This window comes from Stenotrophomonas beteli (assembly GCF_001431665.1).
In the GTDB taxonomy this organism is placed as follows: Bacteria; Pseudomonadota; Gammaproteobacteria; order Xanthomonadales; family Xanthomonadaceae; genus Stenotrophomonas; species Stenotrophomonas beteli.
The window spans coordinates 1-15,323 of sequence record NZ_LLXV01000058.1 but is presented as its reverse complement, the minus strand read 5'-3'; the positions used below and the strand labels follow the sequence as shown (position 1 = coordinate 15,323).

Genomic DNA, 15,323 nt, shown 5'->3' with positions numbered 1-15,323 from the left:
CATCCCCGGCGCCGCGGTTGTGCATCGGAAAGGGAGTGGCTTACTGGGCCGACTTCAGGGTGCCGGCCGGCAGCACGTTGCCGACAGCGCCCTTCTGCACGCGGATGCGCACGTTGTCGGCCACTTCGATGGTGATGAAGTTGTCGCCGATGTCGGTGACGACGCCGGCGATGCCGCCGTTGGTCAGCACTTCGTCGCCACGCTTGATCTTCTCCAGCATGGCCTTGTGCTCCTTCTGCCGCTTCATCTGCGGGCGGATCATCAGGAAGTACATGATGGCGATCAGGATGATCGGGAACAGCAGCGTGGTCAGGCCCATGCCCTGCGGTTGGCCGCCGGCGGCCTGGGCGTGGGCGGCGGGAATCAGGAAGGCAAGCAGGTTCATCGTTGGTCCTTTGGTTGGGCGGCGCTCCCGTCCCTTCAGGGGCGGGGGTGTCGACCGCGGATCTGGGTCAGCCTTGAAGTATGCCACGGCCCCAGGCGTTCGTCCTTGGGCCGTTCGGCAGGGGGCGTCCGGGTTACAGGGGCGGGGCCACCGCCCCACGTGCCGCGTAGAAGGACTCGCGGAAGGCCAGGAAGGTTCCCGCCTCGATCGCGGCCCGGATGTCGGCCATGAGCTTTTCGTAATAGAACAGGTTGTGCAGGGTGCCCAGCATCGGCGCCAGCATCTCGTTGCAGCGGTCCAGGTGGCGCAGGTAGGAGCGGGTGTAGCCGCCGGTGCAGGCCACGCAGCCGCAACCCGGCTCGATCGGGTCCATGTCGCGCGCGTACTGGGAGTTGCGGATGCGAACGGTGCCGAACGAGGTGAAATAGTGGCCGTTGCGCGCATTACGGGTCGGCATCACGCAGTCGAACATGTCCACGCCGCGGGCCACGCCTTCCACCAGGTCCTCCGGCCGGCCCACGCCCATCAGGTAGCGCGGGCGGTCGCCCGGCAGCTCCGGGTCCAGGTGGTCGAGCATGGCGTTGCGCTCGTGTTCCGGCTCGCCCACGGCCAGGCCGCCGATGGCATAGCCGTCGAAGCCGATCGCCTGCAGGGCCTCGGCCGAGCGGCTGCGCAGGTCGGTATGCACGCCGCCCTGGACGATGCCGAACAGGGCCGCGTCGTTGCTCAGCTCGTCATGCGCGTTGCGGCTGCGCTGGGCCCAGCGCAGGCTCAGCTCCATCGAACGGCGGGCGACATCCTCGGTGGCCGGGTACGGGGTGCACTCGTCGAAGATCATCACCACGTCCGAATCGAGCACCTTCTGGATCTTCATGCTCTCCTCCGGGCCCAGGAACACGCGGGCGCCGTCGGTCGGCGAGGCGAAGGTCACGCCCTGCTCGGTGATCTTGCGGCGGTGGGCCAGCGAGAACACCTGGAAGCCGCCGGAGTCGGTCAGGATCGGGCCGTCCCAGCGGCAGAAGCCGTGCAGGCCGCCGTGGTCGGCGATGATGTCCAGGCCCGGGCGCAGGTACAGGTGGAAGGTGTTGCCGAGAATGATCTCGGCGCCCAGCGCGCGCACCTGGTCCGGCAGGATGCCCTTGACCGAGCCATAGGTCCCCACCGGCATGAAGGCCGGCGTTTCCACCGTGCCGCGCGGGAAGGTCAGGCGGCCACGGCGGGCACGGCCGTCGCGGGTCTGGAGCTGGAACTGCAATCGGGACATGGAGCGGTCATTGGGGCAAATAGTTGCCTATTGTCCCCCAAGAAGGCGTGCGCACCAAGGTGCGCACCCACAGGGGGCCCTGCCCGCCCAGGCTTCCCTACCCCGCCTGCGGGAACAGCAGCATCGCATCGCCGTAGCTGAAGAAGCGGTAGCGCTGCTCGATCGCGTGCCGGTAGGCCTCGAACACCCGTTCCTTGCCGGCAAAGGCCGAGATCATCATCAGCAGGGTGCTTTCCGGCAGATGGAAGTTGGTCACCATGGCGTCGACGCTGCGGATGCGGTAGCCAGGGGTGATGAAGATCTGCGTTTCCCCCGCGAACGGCAGCAGCTCGCCATCGCGCATCGCGCTTTCCAGCGCGCGCACCACGGTGGTGCCGACGCCAATCACGCGGCCACCGGCGGCGCGCGTGCGGCGTACCTGCTGCACCAGTTCAGCGCCGACGTTCAGCCACTCGCGGTGCATCACGTGGTCCTTCAGATCATCGGCACGCACCGGCTGGAAGGTACCGGCACCCACGTGCAGGGTGACGTGGCCGAACTCCACGCCCTTGTCCTTCAGCGCGGCCAGCAGCGGTTCGTCGAAATGCAGGCCGGCGGTCGGCGCCGCCACCGCGCCCACTTCGCGCGCGAACACGGTCTGGTAGCGCTCGCGGTCGTCCACGCCCGGCTCGCGCTGGATGTAGGGCGGCAGCGGCAGGCGACCGGCGTGCAGCAGCCACTGTTCCAGCGATTCCGGCACATGGAACTGCAGCACGTAGAACTCGCCATCGCGGCCCAGCACCTCGGCTTCACCACCGGCATCGAGCGCGATGCGGCTGCCGGCCTTCGGCGACTTGCTGGCGCCCACCTGGGCACGTGCCTGCTGGCCGCCGAGCAGGCGCTCGATCAGGATCTCGACGCGGCCGCCGCTGGCCTTCTGCCCGAACAGGCGCGCCGGGATCACCCGGGTATCGTTGAACACCAGCAGGTCGCCCGGCTGCAGCAGCGACGGCAGGTCGCGCACCTGCAGATCGGTGAAGGCATCGGGCGCCGGCGGCACCAGCAGCAGGCGGCTGGCGGAACGTTCGGCCAGGGGTGCCTGCGCGATCAGTTCAGCCGGCAGGTCGTAGTGGAAATCGGACTTCTTCAAGGCAGTGGGCGGCAACAGGTCGACAATGGCGCGCATTGTACGTCCAGCGTCTGCGAGCCAGCGCGCTTCGCGGCGAACGTCGCGCAAAATGCTGCTATGCAGCAGGTTTCTGCGGGGTTATCGCGCAAAAAAACAAGTGCTAGCATCGAGTTGGAAGTCCGCTGCACGAGCCTGCCCCAAGCGCGCGTGATGACGCGCGTTTTGCTTTTGAAGACCCGTGCGACCCATTGTTTCAGGAGATCTGCAATGAGCTTCATCGAACGCCTCGCCCCCCTGCGCAGCCAGCCCGGCACCCGTCTCACCACCGGCCTGGACGATGCCACGCTGACCGCCCTGTCCGCCAACCACCCGCAGCTTGTTGCCGCCGTGGACGCCGCCGCCGAGGAATTCGCGCGCGTGCAGGCCGACCTGGGGCCGCTGCTGGCGCAGGACGAACAGGCGCAGATCGATGCGATGCAGGACGGTTTCGTCAATTTCTACGCCGATGATGCAGTGACCCCGTACGTGGCGCTCGCTGCGCGCGGCCCGTGGGTGGTCACCCTGAAGGGTGCCGTGCTGTACGACGCTGGCGGCTACGGCATGCTCGGCTTCGGGCATACCCCGGATGCCGTACTGGAGGCGATGTCGCGCCCGCAGGTGATGGCCAACATCATGACCCCCAGCCTGTCGCAGCAGCGCTTCATCACCGCCCTGCGCGCCGAGATCGGCCACCGCCGTGGCGGCTGCCCGTTCGCCCGTTTCATGTGCCTCAATTCCGGCTCCGAGGCGGTCGGCCTGGCCGCGCGCATCGCCGACGTCAATGCCAAGCTGCAGACCGACCCGGGCGCACGCCACGCCGGCGCCGCGATCAAGCGCGTGGTGGTCAAGGGCAGCTTCCATGGCCGCACCGACCGCCCTGCCCTCTACTCCGATTCCAGCCGCAAGAGCTACCTGCAGCACCTGGCCAGCTACCGTGGCGAGGACTCGGTGATCACCGTGGCGCCGTACGACGAGGCCGGCCTGCGCAAGGTGTTCGAGGACGCCGCGCGCAACCAGTGGTTCATCGAAGCGGTGTTCCTGGAGCCAGTGATGGGCGAAGGCGACCCAGGCCGTTCGGTGCCGCCGTCCTTCTATGCCGTGGCCCGTGAGCTGACCCGTGCGCACGGCAGCCTGCTGCTGCTGGACTCGATCCAGGCTGGCCTGCGCGCGCATGGCGTGCTGTCGGTGGTCGATTACCCGGGCTTCGAAGGCCTGGATCCGCCGGACATGGAGACCTACTCCAAGGCGCTCAACGCCGCGCAGTACCCGTTGTCGGTGCTGGCGGTGACCGAGCACGCCGCGCAGCTGTACCGCAAGGGCATCTACGGCAACACCATGACCAGCAACCCACGCGCGCTGGACGTGGCCTGTGCCACTCTGGCGCAGCTGACGCCGCAGGTGCGTGCCAACATCGCCGAACGCGGTGCCGAAGCGGTGCGCAAGCTGGAACAGCTCAAGAGCGAACTGGGCGGCCTGATCACCAAGGTGCAGGGCACCGGCCTGCTGTTCTCCTGCGAGCTGGCCCCGCAGTTCAAGTGTTACGGCGCCCATTCCACCGAGGAATGGCTGCGCCAGCACGGCATCAACGTGATCCACGGTGGCGAGAACTCGCTGCGCTTCACCCCGCATTTCGGCATGGACAGCGAGGAGCTGGACCTGCTGGTGGGCATGGTCGGCCGCGCCCTGCGTGAAGGCCCGCGCCGCGAGCAGGCCGCAGCCGCGTAACCTGTAGCGTCGAGCACGCTCGACGCTACCGGGCCCGACGGACAGCGCGCAGTTGGGCACAACCCCGCCCAAGGCCCCATAATCCCGACACACCCCGCCCGCAACCGCTGACCCGGTTGCCGGCGGGGCGTTTTCGTTTCCGGCAAGAAACAGGAATATCCATGAAATCGATCTGTGTGTACTGCGGCTCCAACGCTGGCAGCAAGCCGGCCTACACCGAACGCGCCATTGCGCTGGGCGACCGTATCGCCCGCGACGGCCTGCGCCTGGTGTACGGCGGCGGCAACGTCGGCCTGATGGGTACCGTGGCCAATGCCGTACTCGCTGCTGGCGGCGAAGTGACCGGCGTGATTCCGCGCCAGCTGGCCGACTGGGAAGTGGCCCATCGCGGCCTGACCGAGCTGGAGATCGTCGGCTCGATGCATGAGCGCAAGTCGCGCATGTTCGACCTGGCCGATGGCTTCGTCGCCCTGCCCGGCGGCTTCGGCACCCTGGAAGAGATCTTCGAGATGCTGACCTGGCGCCAGCTGGGCATCGGCAACAAGCCGTGCGCCTTCCTCGATGTGGACGGCTTCTACGCGCCGCTGATCGGCATGATCGATCGCATGGTGGAAGAGCGCTTCCTGCACCCGGACCAGCGCCAGGACCTGTGGTACGGCTCGGACATCGACGCGATGCTGGCCTGGATGCGCAATTACCAGCCGGCCCAGGCGTCCAAGTGGATCGACGAGAAGCGCCGCGCCGCCCTGCGTTGAGGCCGTAGCACGCGTTCGCTCAGGCGGCCGCGTGCGCCCACGGCGCGGGCCGGCCCAGCAGGTAGCCCTGCCCGTAGTCGCAGCCGAGTTCGCGCAGGGCCTGCCGCTGCGCTTCGGTTTCGATGCCTTCGCCGATGGTTTCAATGCCCAGCGTGCGCGCCAGCGACAGTACACCTTCAACCAGCGCGCGCGTGCTGTGCACTTCATTGCCGTGCAGCCCGGCAATGAAGCTCTGGTCGATCTTCAACGTGCTGATAGGGAAACGGTGCAGGTAGGACAGCGCCGAGAAGCCGGTACCGAAATCGTCCAGCTGCACCTGGATGCCACGCTCGCGCAGGCCCTGCAGGATGCGTAGCGTGTGCGGGCCATCGTCCAGCAGCGCCACCTCGGTGATCTCCAGCCGCAGCCGGCGCGGGTCGGCGCCGCAGGCATCAAGCAGGCCGAACAGGCGGGTGCTGAAACCGGCCGAACGGAAATGGCGCGGCGATACGTTCACCGAGACGTAGCCCTGCCCGCCTTCAGCCAGGCCGGCGATGACCTGCTCGTAGATCAGCCAGTCAACCTGCTCGATCAGGCCACTCTCCTCGCCCAGTTCAAGGAACGCGCCGGGCAGCAGCAGGCCGCGCCGCTCATGCTGCCAGCGCAGCAGCGCTTCGTGGCCGACCACCTCGCCGTCGCTCAGGCGCACGATCGGCTGGTAGAACGGCACGAAGTCGCGGTTGTTGATGGCTCGGCGCAGATCCGCCTCCAGGTCGAGGCTGCGCATGGCCTGCTCGCGGATGTCCTCATCGAAGATCGCGCAGCGATCATGGCCCTGCGCCTTGGCCCGGTACATCGCCGCATCGGCATCGCGCAGCAGCTCCTCGCCGGTGCGGTAGCGCGGGTTCCACAAGGCAATGCCAAGGCTTCCGGACGGGAACAGTTCGCGCCCGGCGATCCACATCGATTCCTGCAGGGCCAGCAGCAACCGCTGGCCGAAGTCCAACGCCTGTGCCAGGCCCTGCGGGCATTGCAGCAGCACCGCGAACTCGTCGCCGCCCAGCCGCGCCACCACGTCGCCGGTACCCGCCATCGATACGATGCGCTTGGCCACTTCCACCAGCATGCGGTCGCCCGCGGCATGGCCGATGCTGTCGTTGACCAGCTTGAAGCGGTCCAGATCGAGGAACAGCACGGCGAACACCGGCCCACCCTCGCGCCGGGCCAGCGCCAGTGCGTCCTGCAGCCGATCCAGCAGATGCAGTCGGTTGGGCAGCCCGGTCAACGCGTCGTGCATCGCCTGGTGGGTCAGCCGCTGTTCCGCGCGCAGGCGCTCGCCAATCTGGCCGAGCAGCTTCTCGTTGACCTCGGCCAGCTCGCGGGTGCGCTCTTCCACGCGCTTCTCAAGCTCGGCATGCGCCGAACGCAGCCGCTGCTGGTCGCGCTGGCGGGCCAGCCCGGTACCGATGTTGTGCGCCACGAACGTCAACAGGCGCTGGTCGTGCACGCTGAAGGTGCTGTTCCTGCTGTAGCTCTGCACCACGATCGCACCGACCACCTCGTCGTCGCGCAGCAGCGGCACGCCCAGCCAGCAGTGCGAGCGCGCGCCGTGTTCCCGCACCTCGCCAGCGGCCAGCAGTGCATCGATCTGCGCGCGCGAGGCCAGCAACGGCCGCCGGTTGCGCACCACGTATTCGGTCAGCCCGCGGCTGAACGGGCGCGGTGCCCGGCTGGCGTTGTGTTCATCCACCGAGTAGACGAAGTCCAGCCCATTGCCGGCGGCATTGACCAGCGCGATGTAGAAGTTGCGGGCGTCGAGCAGGCGCCCGACCACGCCATGCACCTGGCCGTAGAACTGGGCCAGGCTGTCGGCCGACATCGCCATTTCGGCGATGTTGTACAGCGCGGTCTGCAACTGCTCGGCGCGGCGGCGCTCGGCCACTTCGTCCTGCAGGCTGCGGTTGGCGCGCTGCAGTTCCTGCGTGCGCCGCTCCACCTGCTGCTCCAGGCGCACCTGGGCCTGGCGCCGGTCCATTGCGGTCTGCACGTGCTGGGCAACGAAGCCCAGCAGGGCACGCTCGGCTTCACCATAGCGGGCCCCCCGTTCATAGCTCTGCACCACGATGGCGCCGCACACCCGGCCGTCGCGCAGCATCGGTACGCCCAGCCAGTCCAGGCTCTCCGGCCCCCGCTGCGGATCGTGCTCCTGCTCGACCACGCGGGCCAGCAGCTCACGCGAAGGGCCACTGAGCGGCTTGCCATGGCGCAACAGCGCCACTGTCAGGCTGCGCGGCATCTCGCTGGCGTCGTGGCTCTGCGAGGGATCAGCCACGAAGTCATCCACCTGGTCTGCGAAATACAGGAAGCGGATCTGGTCGCGTGCGTCGTCGTACTCGACGATGTAGCAGTTCTCCGCGTACATCAGCGTGCCCAGCACGCCGTGCACATGGCGCAGCATCTCGGCCATTTCCAGGTCGGCACCGGCCAGGTCGGCGATCTGGAACAGCGCCTGCTGCAGGCGCTCGGCCTCTTCCAGCGCCTTGATCTGGCCGGCCTGGCGGCCCCGCTGCAGGGCCAGCTCCATGGCCTGCCGGGCCAGCCCCCACCATGCTGCGGAAGGTGCCGCGCCCTCCACCGACAAGCGTAGGCGCGCGCCATCGTGCACCCAGCCGTGGCTGCCGTCGTCGCCTGCCCGGATCGCGGCGCCTGCGGCCGCGGCAATGGGCGGCCAGCCGGCTTCGCCGCTGCCCAGCTGCGGATCGTCCCAGCCGACCCGGACCACGGCCGGATCGGGCAACAGCCCATGCAATGCGCGCACCAGCGCCGTGCTCAGCACGGCCTCGTGTGGTGCCTCTTCCGCCGGTTCAACATGCGTGGACAAATGACAATCTCTTGGCACCGTCTGAGCGGCACCTCCCCTGAGCCGACGAGCATAGCGCGCCACCCGGGGGGCAATGGAAGCCCGCGAACCCCGAATCGTGCGCCCGTGCGTTTTTCCTGTTGCCCGCCTCCCCTTCCCTGCCATGACCCTCGCCCTTGCCGCCCTCCCCACCGGCTATGCGCCACCGCCTCCAGGCCTTACCCTGTATGCCGTGGAAGCCAGCGCACTGCCAACCGATGAAGCCTTGATGCTGGCCTGGGCCGGTGGCGATCTGCATGCGTTCGAGAGCCTGTATGCGCGCCACCGCAAGCGCCTGTTCGGCTTCCTGCTGCGGCAGCTGCGCGACAACGCGCTGGCCGAGGAGATCTTCCAGGATGTGTGGCAACGGGTCATCAGTGCCCGCGCCGGCTGGCAACCTGAAGCCGCGTTCAGCACCTGGCTGTTCCGTATCGCACACAACCGCCTGAACGATCACTGGCGCGCCGCCCGCCATCGCCCGGCGGCACCGGCCGACGCCGACCTGCGCCTGGCCGCGCTTGAGGATGGGCAGACCCCGGAAGCTGAACTGTCCGAATTCGAACAGCGTCGCCGCATCCAACGGGCGATGGAAGAACTGCCGCCCGAGCAGCGCGAAGTGCTGCAGCTGCGGCTGGATCAGGAACTGAGCCTGGAGGAGATCGGCCAGATCACCGGCGTAGGCCGGGAAACCGTGAAATCGCGGCTGCGCTATGCGATGGACAAGCTGCGTGCGGGATTGAACGCATGAACCGAGACGAACCGCTGACGCCGGAAGAACGCGAACTGGCACGCCTGCTCGGCCGCCGCGCTGAACAGGCACCGCCGGCCGCGCTGGATGCCGTCATCCTGGCCGACGCACGCGCAGCGGTGGACGCGCCCGCCGTCGATACCGCTGCGGCGCCGCGCACGCCACGCAGGCGGCCACGCTGGCCGGCAGTGTTCGGCATCGCCGCGTCGATGGTCTTCGCCATCGGCATCGCCTGGCAGCTGCGCCCCGAGCCACCGCCGATCCCGGCCAGCGAAGCGGTGGTTGCTGCGGCACCGGCTGCCGCCGATCAGGCCGCTGAAAGCCGTGCAGCGGATGCAGCGATGGCACTCCCCGAACCGGCCGTTGCAGCACCGGCAGCCCCGCAGGCGGCGCCCGTTGCTGCTCCTGCGCCGGCCATCGCCCGTGCAGCCAGGCCCGTGCCCGCAGAAGCCACGCCAGCGCCACCCGTGGCACCGGCGAAGGCGCAGGCCGCCCGCGCACGTAGTGCGGAACCGGCCGCCGATACGTCTTTTGCAGCGCTGCCGCCACCCGCCCCGCCCGCGCCTGCTGCACCCGTTGCGTACTCGGCACCGGCACCAGCCTCCGCACCGGCTGCGGCCGCGGCCATGAAGGCAGACAGCGATGCGGTACCGATGGCCAGCGCGGCAGGCGCCGAACAGGCGCCGGCACTGGATCGCGTCGAGGTCACCGCGAGCAAGCGCGTCGCCACCAGCCGGTCGGCGCCCGGCGTCATGCGCCGCAGCGGCAATGCGGGCCTGAGCGCGGACGCCGCACAGGCTGAAGTGGACGCCGACGCCCGCCTGCCGCGCCGGCAATGGCTGCAGAAAATCCGCGAACGCCGCGACCAGGGCCAACGTGATCTTGCCCGCGCCAGCCTGGAGCGCTACGTGCAGCAGTATCCGGAAGCACGCCTGCCGCGCGACCTGCGCCCGCTGCTGGACGAGTGAAAGCGGCGGTCACGGCGCGCAACCCCGTAGAATGAGCGGGATGCCCGATACCCTCGCCCAGCCGGTCAGCCACACACTGGACGTCAAGCACAGCCGCTTCATCGCCCACGCCACGGCGATCGACGGTGCCGCTGCGGCATTGGCGTTCCTGCAGCAGGTGGCGGTGGCCGATGCCACGCACAACTGCTGGGCCTACCGGCACGGCCAGGACTATCGCTCCAGCGACGACGGCGAGCCTGCGGGCACCGCCGGGCGGCCGATCCTGGCCGCGATCGACGGCCAGGGCTTCGACCGGGTGATGGTGGTGGTGACGCGCTGGTACGGCGGCATCAAGCTCGGTGCCGGTGGCCTGGTGCGCGCCTATGGTGGCGCCGCCGCCGAGTGCCTGCGTACCGCGCCGCGGCTGCCGCTGGTGGCCATGGCCCGGTTGCAGCTGCTGGCCGGCTTCGAGGACCTGGGTACCCTGCATGCCGCCCTGCCCGCCTTCGGCGCCGAAAAGCGTGATGAACAGTTCGATGCCAACGGCGTGTGCCTGCGGGTCGAATTGCCCGCCGATCAGGCCAACGCATTGAAAATCCGCCTGCGCGACGCCACCCGTGACCGTATCCGCATACAAGACGACGACCAGGATGACTGACAAGGACGGCGCCCCCGCCTCGACCCCGCCGTTGCGCCGCCTCGGCAGCCTGCGCACGTTGTGGCCTTTCGTGCGCCGCCACAGCGGCCTGTTCAGTGCATGGCTGCTGGCCCTGGCGGTGTCTTCGGCGGCCACGCTGAGCCTGCCGCCGGCGGTGAAGCAGATGATCGACCATGGCTTCAGCAGCGGCGGCCAGATCAATCGCGCCTTTGCCCTGTTGATGCTGGTCGCCGTGGTGCTGGCACTGGCCACCGCCGCGCGCTTCTATTTCGTCTCGCTGCTGGGCGAAAAGGTCGTGGCCGACCTGCGCAGCCGCCTGTACGCGCACCTGATCCAGCTCGGTGCCGGCTTCCATGACCGCAGCCGCAGCGGCGAGCTGGTCTCGCGCCTGACCGCCGACAGCGAGCTGCTGCGCAGCGTGGTCGGCTCCACCATGTCGGTGGCCCTGCGCAGCAGCGTCACCGTGGTCGGCAGCCTGGCGATGCTGTTCGTGACCAGCCCGCGCCTGGCGGCATGGTCGCTGCTGGGCATTCCGCTGGCAGTGCTGCCGATCATCATCGGTGCACGCAAGCTGCGCACCGTTGCGCGCAGCAGCCAGGATCGCATCGCCGATGCCAACAGCCTGGCCAGCGAGACGCTGGGGGCGGTGCGCACGGTCCAGGCGCACGCACGCGAGCCGTACGAGCGTGGCCGCTTCGACCATGCGCTGGGCGATGCCATCAAGGCCGCACGGCGCCGCATCGGCGCGCAATCGCTGGTCACCGCCAGCGCCATCCTGCTGGTGTTCGGCGCCATCGTCGGCGTGCTGTGGCTGGGCGCGCACGATGTCATCGACGGTCGCCTCAGCGCTGGTACCCTGGGCCAGTTCGTGCTGTACGCGCTCATTGGCGGTGGCTCGGTGGGTGCGCTGGCCGAAGTCTGGAACGAGCTGCAGCGCGCGGCCGGCGGCATGGGCCGCATCGGCGAGCTGCTGCAGGAAGACATCGAGATCCGTGCACCGGCGCAGCCACACGTGCTGCCGCAACCGCTGCGCGGCGAGATCCAGTTCGATGACGTGGTGTTCCATTACCCGCAGCGGCCGGACCAGGCCGCGCTGGACCACTTCAACCTGCACGTGCGCCCCGGCGAGACCGTGGCCCTGGTCGGCCCCTCCGGCGCTGGCAAGAGCACGGTACTGTCGATGTTGCTGCGCTTCCATGACCCGGCCGCCGGCCGCATCTGCGTGGATGGCATCGACGTGCGCCAGGTCGATCCGGCCGAACTGCGCGCGCAGCTGGCGCTGGTGCCGCAGCAGCCCACGCTGTTCGCGGCCAGTGCACGCGACAACATCCGCTATGGCCGCCTGCAGGCCAGCGACACCGAAGTCGAGGAGGCCGCGCGCGCGGCCGAGGCCGATGGCTTCCTGCGCGCATTGCCGCATGGCTACGACAGCGAGCTGGGCGAGCGCGGCGCGCGCCTGTCCGGCGGCCAGCAGCAGCGCGTGGCGATTGCCCGTGCACTGTTGAAGGACGCACCGATCCTGCTGCTGGACGAAGCCACCAGCGCCCTGGATGCACAGAGCGAGTACGGCGTGCAGCAGGCGCTGGAGCGGTTGATGGCCGGTCGCACCACGCTGGTCATCGCACATCGCCTGGCCACCGTGCTCAAGGCCGACCGCATCGTGGTGATGGATCAGGGGCGCATCGTGGCCGAAGGTACACATGCACAGCTGCTGGCCGAAGGCGGCCTGTACGCTGAACTGGCACGACTGCAGTTCATCGATTGATGACGGCCGCCTAACAACGGCGGGGCGAAGCTGGCAGCGCATCAACAGCATCCACTGGAGGAGGTGCGCGATGTCGTTCCGTCAGTTCCCCGCCGTCGACAGCCACGGCGAAAGCCACGTCATCATCGAGTTCAAGCCCGAGGCGAATGGCAGCGGGCATCATTCCGAAGCCACGCCGCGCTACGAGCTGGATGATGGGCGCCCGCTGGTGCGCAATGGCCGTGAGTTCACCACCAGCGGTGGTGAGCTCAGGCTGACGATCTGAGGTTCGCCGGGCATGGCCCGGCGCTACCGCATTTCGTGCCGCCCCGCTCTCGCAATACCGGATTTCCATCCCCCGCTCTGGTAGCTGTCGACCTTGGTCGACACGCTTTTTGCCAACGGCAGTCGAGCATGGCTCGACTCCACAAAAAGCGTGATCAATTTTTCACCAACCATCTTGACAGCGTTGCCTGCCAAGGCCTGCGCGCGGTTATCCACACCTTTGCTCAGAAACCATCCACACCGCCTGTGGATGAATGTGCTCAACCCAGCACCCGTCCGATACCGCTGGCGTCCACCTCGGCCGCCGCCCGGGTGATCGCCGCCGGATCGCTGCCGGCCACGAACCCGATGCGGAAATGCACTTCACCGCCTGGCGTGCGCGAGGAATGGATCGAGGCCAGGCTGATGCGGTGCTGCTCGAACACATTCAGCAGTTCACGCAGCGAACCCGGGCGGTCTTCGGGCAGATGCACCGACAGCGCGTTGCGCTCGGTCAGGTCCGCCAGCAGATAGCCCACGCGTTCGAAGGTGTAGTTGCCCTCGGCCAGCGCCTGCTCACCGAAGGCACGGCGGTTGGCCGACAGCAGCTGCTCCCGGAATGCGCCACGTGCACCGTCGTCGCCCTGCCCGACCTGCGCCTGCAGGGACTGCAGCTGGCCGACCAGCCGCTCCAACATCGGCGCCACGTACGGGTTGCCGAACTGGATGTCTTCGTAGATCGCCGGGTTCAGCGACAGGATGCGCGAGATGATCGCCGTATCCAGCTCGAACGACGCAGAGCGATACGGCATCATTGCGGCCAGATCACCCAGGTGTGGTTGGTACTGGCGAAGCACCCCGGCCTGGGCCAGATGAGTGGCGTGCACCATCGCCTGCACCAGCGCCATCATCTGGTCATGATGCTGCGGCGTGGCCCGCACGCATTCAGCCTGCAGCGCAGTGCACAGCGAATCGACCCATGGCTGCCAGTGCCGCAGCCGCGCTTCGCAGACCACCATCACCCGGCCCTTCAGGGTCGGCGCCTTGGGCGGTGCGGTCATCGGGTGCAGGCCGACCACTTCGGCTTGAGAGGCCAACATCGCCTGGACCGGCGCTTCCTTCACCGAGGTCACGTCCAGCCACAGCCGGTCCTGCTCGCGGCCGGCCGACTGCCGCACGTACTCGGCAATCAACCCCGGCGTGTACCGGATCGGTGCCGAGAACACCAGTACGTCGGCCTGCGCCAGCAGCTGTTCCGGCGTATGCGAGTCCGGATCGGCCGGATCGTGGCCGATCACCTGCAGCTGCATGTGCTGCTGGAAGAAGCGGCTCAGCCAGCGCCCGTAGGCGCCGGCACTGCCGATGATGCCGACCGTGCGCGGCGTGCGTTCGAGCAGGCCGCTCATGCCACGCGTTCGGCGCGGAAGCGCGTACCCTCGGCCAGCGCGGCAGGCGCTGCGGCGATCACGTCGAATTCCTCGAAGCCGCTTTCCAGCGTCGCCTCCAGCGCCGCATGGGTGCCGGCAATCGCACGCGAGATCGCCTGCTGCATCGATTCGCCGCGCAGCAGGAACGACACCACCAGCGACATCAGCACATCACCGGTGCCGGCCACATCCACCGGCAGCAGCGGCGAGGTCCAGCGCCAGGTTTCCTCGCGACCGACCGCCAGCGTCACCAGTTCGCCCGGATTGCCGCCGACGCTGTGCGCGATCACCCAGTGCGGGCCACGATCCAGCAGCGTGCGTGCGGCGGCAATGGCATCGCCTTCGGCCAACGCCGGCATGCCGGTGAGGCGATTGAGTTCAAATGCATTCGGCGTCACCAGCCAGGCATGCGGCAACAGGCGCTGCGCGAAGATCGCTTCCAGGCCGGGCTCCACGTAGGGACCGGTATGGGTATCGCCGATCACCGGGTCCAGGCAGTAGCGCAGCTGCGGGCAGCCGGGCAGGATCTCGTCCAGCCAGTCGGCGAAGGCGGCACCATTGGCGGTGCTGCCGAAGTAGCCGGACACCAGCATCTTCGCCCGCTGCGGCAGGCCGCGCTCGCCGGTGCCGAGCAGCAGGTCGGCGAACCAGTCGGCGGGCAGCACGCGGCCACGGGTGGTTTCATAGAACGGCGCGTTGCTGAGCAGGACGGTCGGAATTTCCGCCACGCGCACGCCGAGCGCACGCATTGGCGGTATGGCGGCACTGTTGCCGGCGTGGCCGTAGACAAGCTGCGACTGGACCGAGATGACATCGATCGGCGACGGGCCATCGGGGCGCTGGCGGCGGCCGTGGACCAGGTGGTTATCAAGGGATTCGCTCATGGCCGCATTCTACGCCCAAGGGGGTTTTCGGCAGGGCTTGCAGCCCTGCACCTGCCGAAGCCGAAGCCGAAGCCGAAGCAAGATCAAGAGCCGCATTCCGTGGGATGGCGGGGCGGTGTGGGTGGTCAGGACACGCCGTAAACCCATCATGGGGGCTCGATGGCGCCATCCATGGCGCCAACGGTCCTGCCCACCCACACCGCCCCGCCTCTGACAGATTCCCGCGACTGTTGGTGGGTGCCGACCGTTGGTCGGCACATCTGTGGGATACCGAAATAAATCGGGGTCAGATCCGTTTTCCTTCGGAAAACGGATCTGACCCCACGAGCTGTCCTGACAGAACGCGGAAAACTGTCGAAGGCGGGATGGGTCCGGTTGCGGGGGCGTGAGCGCCATGGATGGCGCGACCGAGCCTACAGGGACGTATTCACGGCGTCCCCCGCAACCGGACCCACCCCGCCAATCCACGGATAACCAGCTTCTTCTGTTGGTGTTGC

General features: G+C 68.3%; 13 protein-coding genes. 7 read left to right on the top strand and 6 right to left on the bottom strand.

Features of this window, described 5'->3' with window-relative positions; genetic code table 11:
* Positions 1 to 40: 40 nt before the first annotated feature.
* The 3 genes from yajC to queA all read right to left on the bottom strand — a co-directional run bounded on the left by yajC (position 41) and on the right by queA (position 2,814).
* Positions 41 to 385, bottom strand: a complete 345-nt coding sequence (gene yajC, locus ARC23_RS15825) for a preprotein translocase subunit YajC (RefSeq protein ID WP_057498089.1) — start codon at positions 383 to 385, stop codon at positions 41 to 43.
* Positions 386 to 518: 133 nt separating this feature from the next.
* Positions 519 to 1,649 carry a tRNA guanosine(34) transglycosylase Tgt gene (tgt, locus tag ARC23_RS15820; RefSeq protein WP_057498088.1) on the bottom strand — a complete coding sequence of 377 codons (1,131 nt, stop codon included), beginning with the start codon at positions 1,647 to 1,649 and terminating at the stop codon, positions 519 to 521.
* A 97-nt stretch (positions 1,650 to 1,746) separates the two neighbouring features.
* On the bottom strand, positions 1,747 to 2,814 hold the full coding sequence (gene queA / locus ARC23_RS15815; protein WP_012479927.1) for a tRNA preQ1(34) S-adenosylmethionine ribosyltransferase-isomerase QueA: 1,068 nt from the start codon (positions 2,812 to 2,814) through the stop codon (positions 1,747 to 1,749).
* 210 nt (positions 2,815 to 3,024) lie between these two features.
* On the opposite strand from queA, the gene ARC23_RS15810 reads away from it, so the two are divergent.
* Both ARC23_RS15810 and ARC23_RS15805 read left to right on the top strand, forming a co-directional pair.
* Positions 3,025 to 4,521 (top strand): aminotransferase class III-fold pyridoxal phosphate-dependent enzyme, encoded by a 1,497-nt coding sequence (locus ARC23_RS15810; RefSeq protein ID WP_057498087.1) that lies wholly within the window; start codon positions 3,025 to 3,027, stop codon positions 4,519 to 4,521.
* Positions 4,522 to 4,682: 161 nt separating this feature from the next.
* Positions 4,683 to 5,276 (top strand): LOG family protein, encoded by a 594-nt coding sequence (locus ARC23_RS15805; protein ID WP_057498086.1) that lies wholly within the window; start codon positions 4,683 to 4,685, stop codon positions 5,274 to 5,276.
* A 19-nt stretch (positions 5,277 to 5,295) separates the two neighbouring features.
* Here the strand turns inward: ARC23_RS15805 and ARC23_RS15800 are convergent, their stop codons facing one another.
* Positions 5,296 to 8,136, bottom strand: coding sequence for a bifunctional diguanylate cyclase/phosphodiesterase (locus tag ARC23_RS15800; RefSeq protein ID WP_057498085.1), 2,841 nt, complete (start codon positions 8,134 to 8,136; stop codon positions 5,296 to 5,298).
* A gap of 247 nt (positions 8,137 to 8,383) precedes the next feature.
* Between ARC23_RS15800 and ARC23_RS15795 the strand changes: the two genes are divergently transcribed.
* From ARC23_RS15795 to ARC23_RS15775, 5 genes are all read left to right on the top strand, one after another.
* Positions 8,384 to 8,902, top strand: a complete 519-nt coding sequence (locus tag ARC23_RS15795; RefSeq protein ID WP_238985259.1) for an RNA polymerase sigma factor — start codon at positions 8,384 to 8,386, stop codon at positions 8,900 to 8,902.
* Positions 8,899 to 9,870: a hypothetical protein gene (locus tag ARC23_RS15790; RefSeq protein ID WP_057498083.1), complete on the top strand. Its 972-nt coding sequence runs from the start codon at positions 8,899 to 8,901 to the stop codon at positions 9,868 to 9,870. Before ARC23_RS15795 ends, ARC23_RS15790 begins: the two co-directional genes overlap by 4 nt.
* Before the next feature lie 40 nt (positions 9,871 to 9,910).
* Positions 9,911 to 10,507, top strand: coding sequence for an IMPACT family protein (locus ARC23_RS15785; RefSeq protein WP_057498082.1), 597 nt, complete (start codon positions 9,911 to 9,913; stop codon positions 10,505 to 10,507).
* Positions 10,500 to 12,272: an ABC transporter transmembrane domain-containing protein gene (locus tag ARC23_RS15780; protein WP_057498081.1), complete on the top strand. Its 1,773-nt coding sequence runs from the start codon at positions 10,500 to 10,502 to the stop codon at positions 12,270 to 12,272. Before ARC23_RS15785 ends, ARC23_RS15780 begins: the two co-directional genes overlap by 8 nt.
* A gap of 70 nt (positions 12,273 to 12,342) precedes the next feature.
* Positions 12,343 to 12,537: a hypothetical protein gene (locus ARC23_RS15775; protein ID WP_057498080.1), complete on the top strand. Its 195-nt coding sequence runs from the start codon at positions 12,343 to 12,345 to the stop codon at positions 12,535 to 12,537.
* Between the two features lie 259 nt (positions 12,538 to 12,796).
* Here the strand turns inward: ARC23_RS15775 and ARC23_RS15770 are convergent, their stop codons facing one another.
* Together ARC23_RS15770 and pdxY are read right to left on the bottom strand one after the other, a co-directional pair.
* The gene (locus ARC23_RS15770) at positions 12,797 to 13,921 is read right to left on the bottom strand and encodes a prephenate dehydrogenase (protein ID WP_057498079.1); all 1,125 of its coding nucleotides are present in this window, start codon (positions 13,919 to 13,921) and stop codon (positions 12,797 to 12,799) included.
* Positions 13,918 to 14,826 (bottom strand): pyridoxal kinase, encoded by a 909-nt coding sequence (gene pdxY, locus ARC23_RS15765; protein WP_057498078.1) that lies wholly within the window; start codon positions 14,824 to 14,826, stop codon positions 13,918 to 13,920. Before pdxY ends, ARC23_RS15770 begins: the two co-directional genes overlap by 4 nt.
* Between the last annotated feature and the right edge of the window lie 497 nt (positions 14,827 to 15,323).

Coding starts and splice junctions, on each gene's coding strand:
- ARC23_RS15795 (WP_238985259.1), top strand. CDS start 8,384: ATGCTGGCCTGGGCCGGTGGCGATCTGCATGCGTTCGAGAGCCTGTAT.
- ARC23_RS15770 (WP_057498079.1), bottom strand. CDS start 13,921: ATGAGCGGCCTGCTCGAACGCACGCCGCGCACGGTCGGCATCATCGGC.
- ARC23_RS15790 (WP_057498083.1), top strand. CDS start 8,899: ATGAACCGAGACGAACCGCTGACGCCGGAAGAACGCGAACTGGCACGC.
- pdxY (WP_057498078.1), bottom strand. CDS start 14,826: ATGAGCGAATCCCTTGATAACCACCTGGTCCACGGCCGCCGCCAGCGC.
- ARC23_RS15810 (WP_057498087.1), top strand. CDS start 3,025: ATGAGCTTCATCGAACGCCTCGCCCCCCTGCGCAGCCAGCCCGGCACC.
- yajC (WP_057498089.1), bottom strand. CDS start 385: ATGAACCTGCTTGCCTTCCTGATTCCCGCCGCCCACGCCCAGGCCGCC.
- ARC23_RS15780 (WP_057498081.1), top strand. CDS start 10,500: ATGACTGACAAGGACGGCGCCCCCGCCTCGACCCCGCCGTTGCGCCGC.
- ARC23_RS15805 (WP_057498086.1), top strand. CDS start 4,683: ATGAAATCGATCTGTGTGTACTGCGGCTCCAACGCTGGCAGCAAGCCG.
- ARC23_RS15775 (WP_057498080.1), top strand. CDS start 12,343: ATGTCGTTCCGTCAGTTCCCCGCCGTCGACAGCCACGGCGAAAGCCAC.
- queA (WP_012479927.1), bottom strand. CDS start 2,814: ATGCGCGCCATTGTCGACCTGTTGCCGCCCACTGCCTTGAAGAAGTCC.
- ARC23_RS15785 (WP_057498082.1), top strand. CDS start 9,911: ATGCCCGATACCCTCGCCCAGCCGGTCAGCCACACACTGGACGTCAAG.
- tgt (WP_057498088.1), bottom strand. CDS start 1,649: ATGTCCCGATTGCAGTTCCAGCTCCAGACCCGCGACGGCCGTGCCCGC.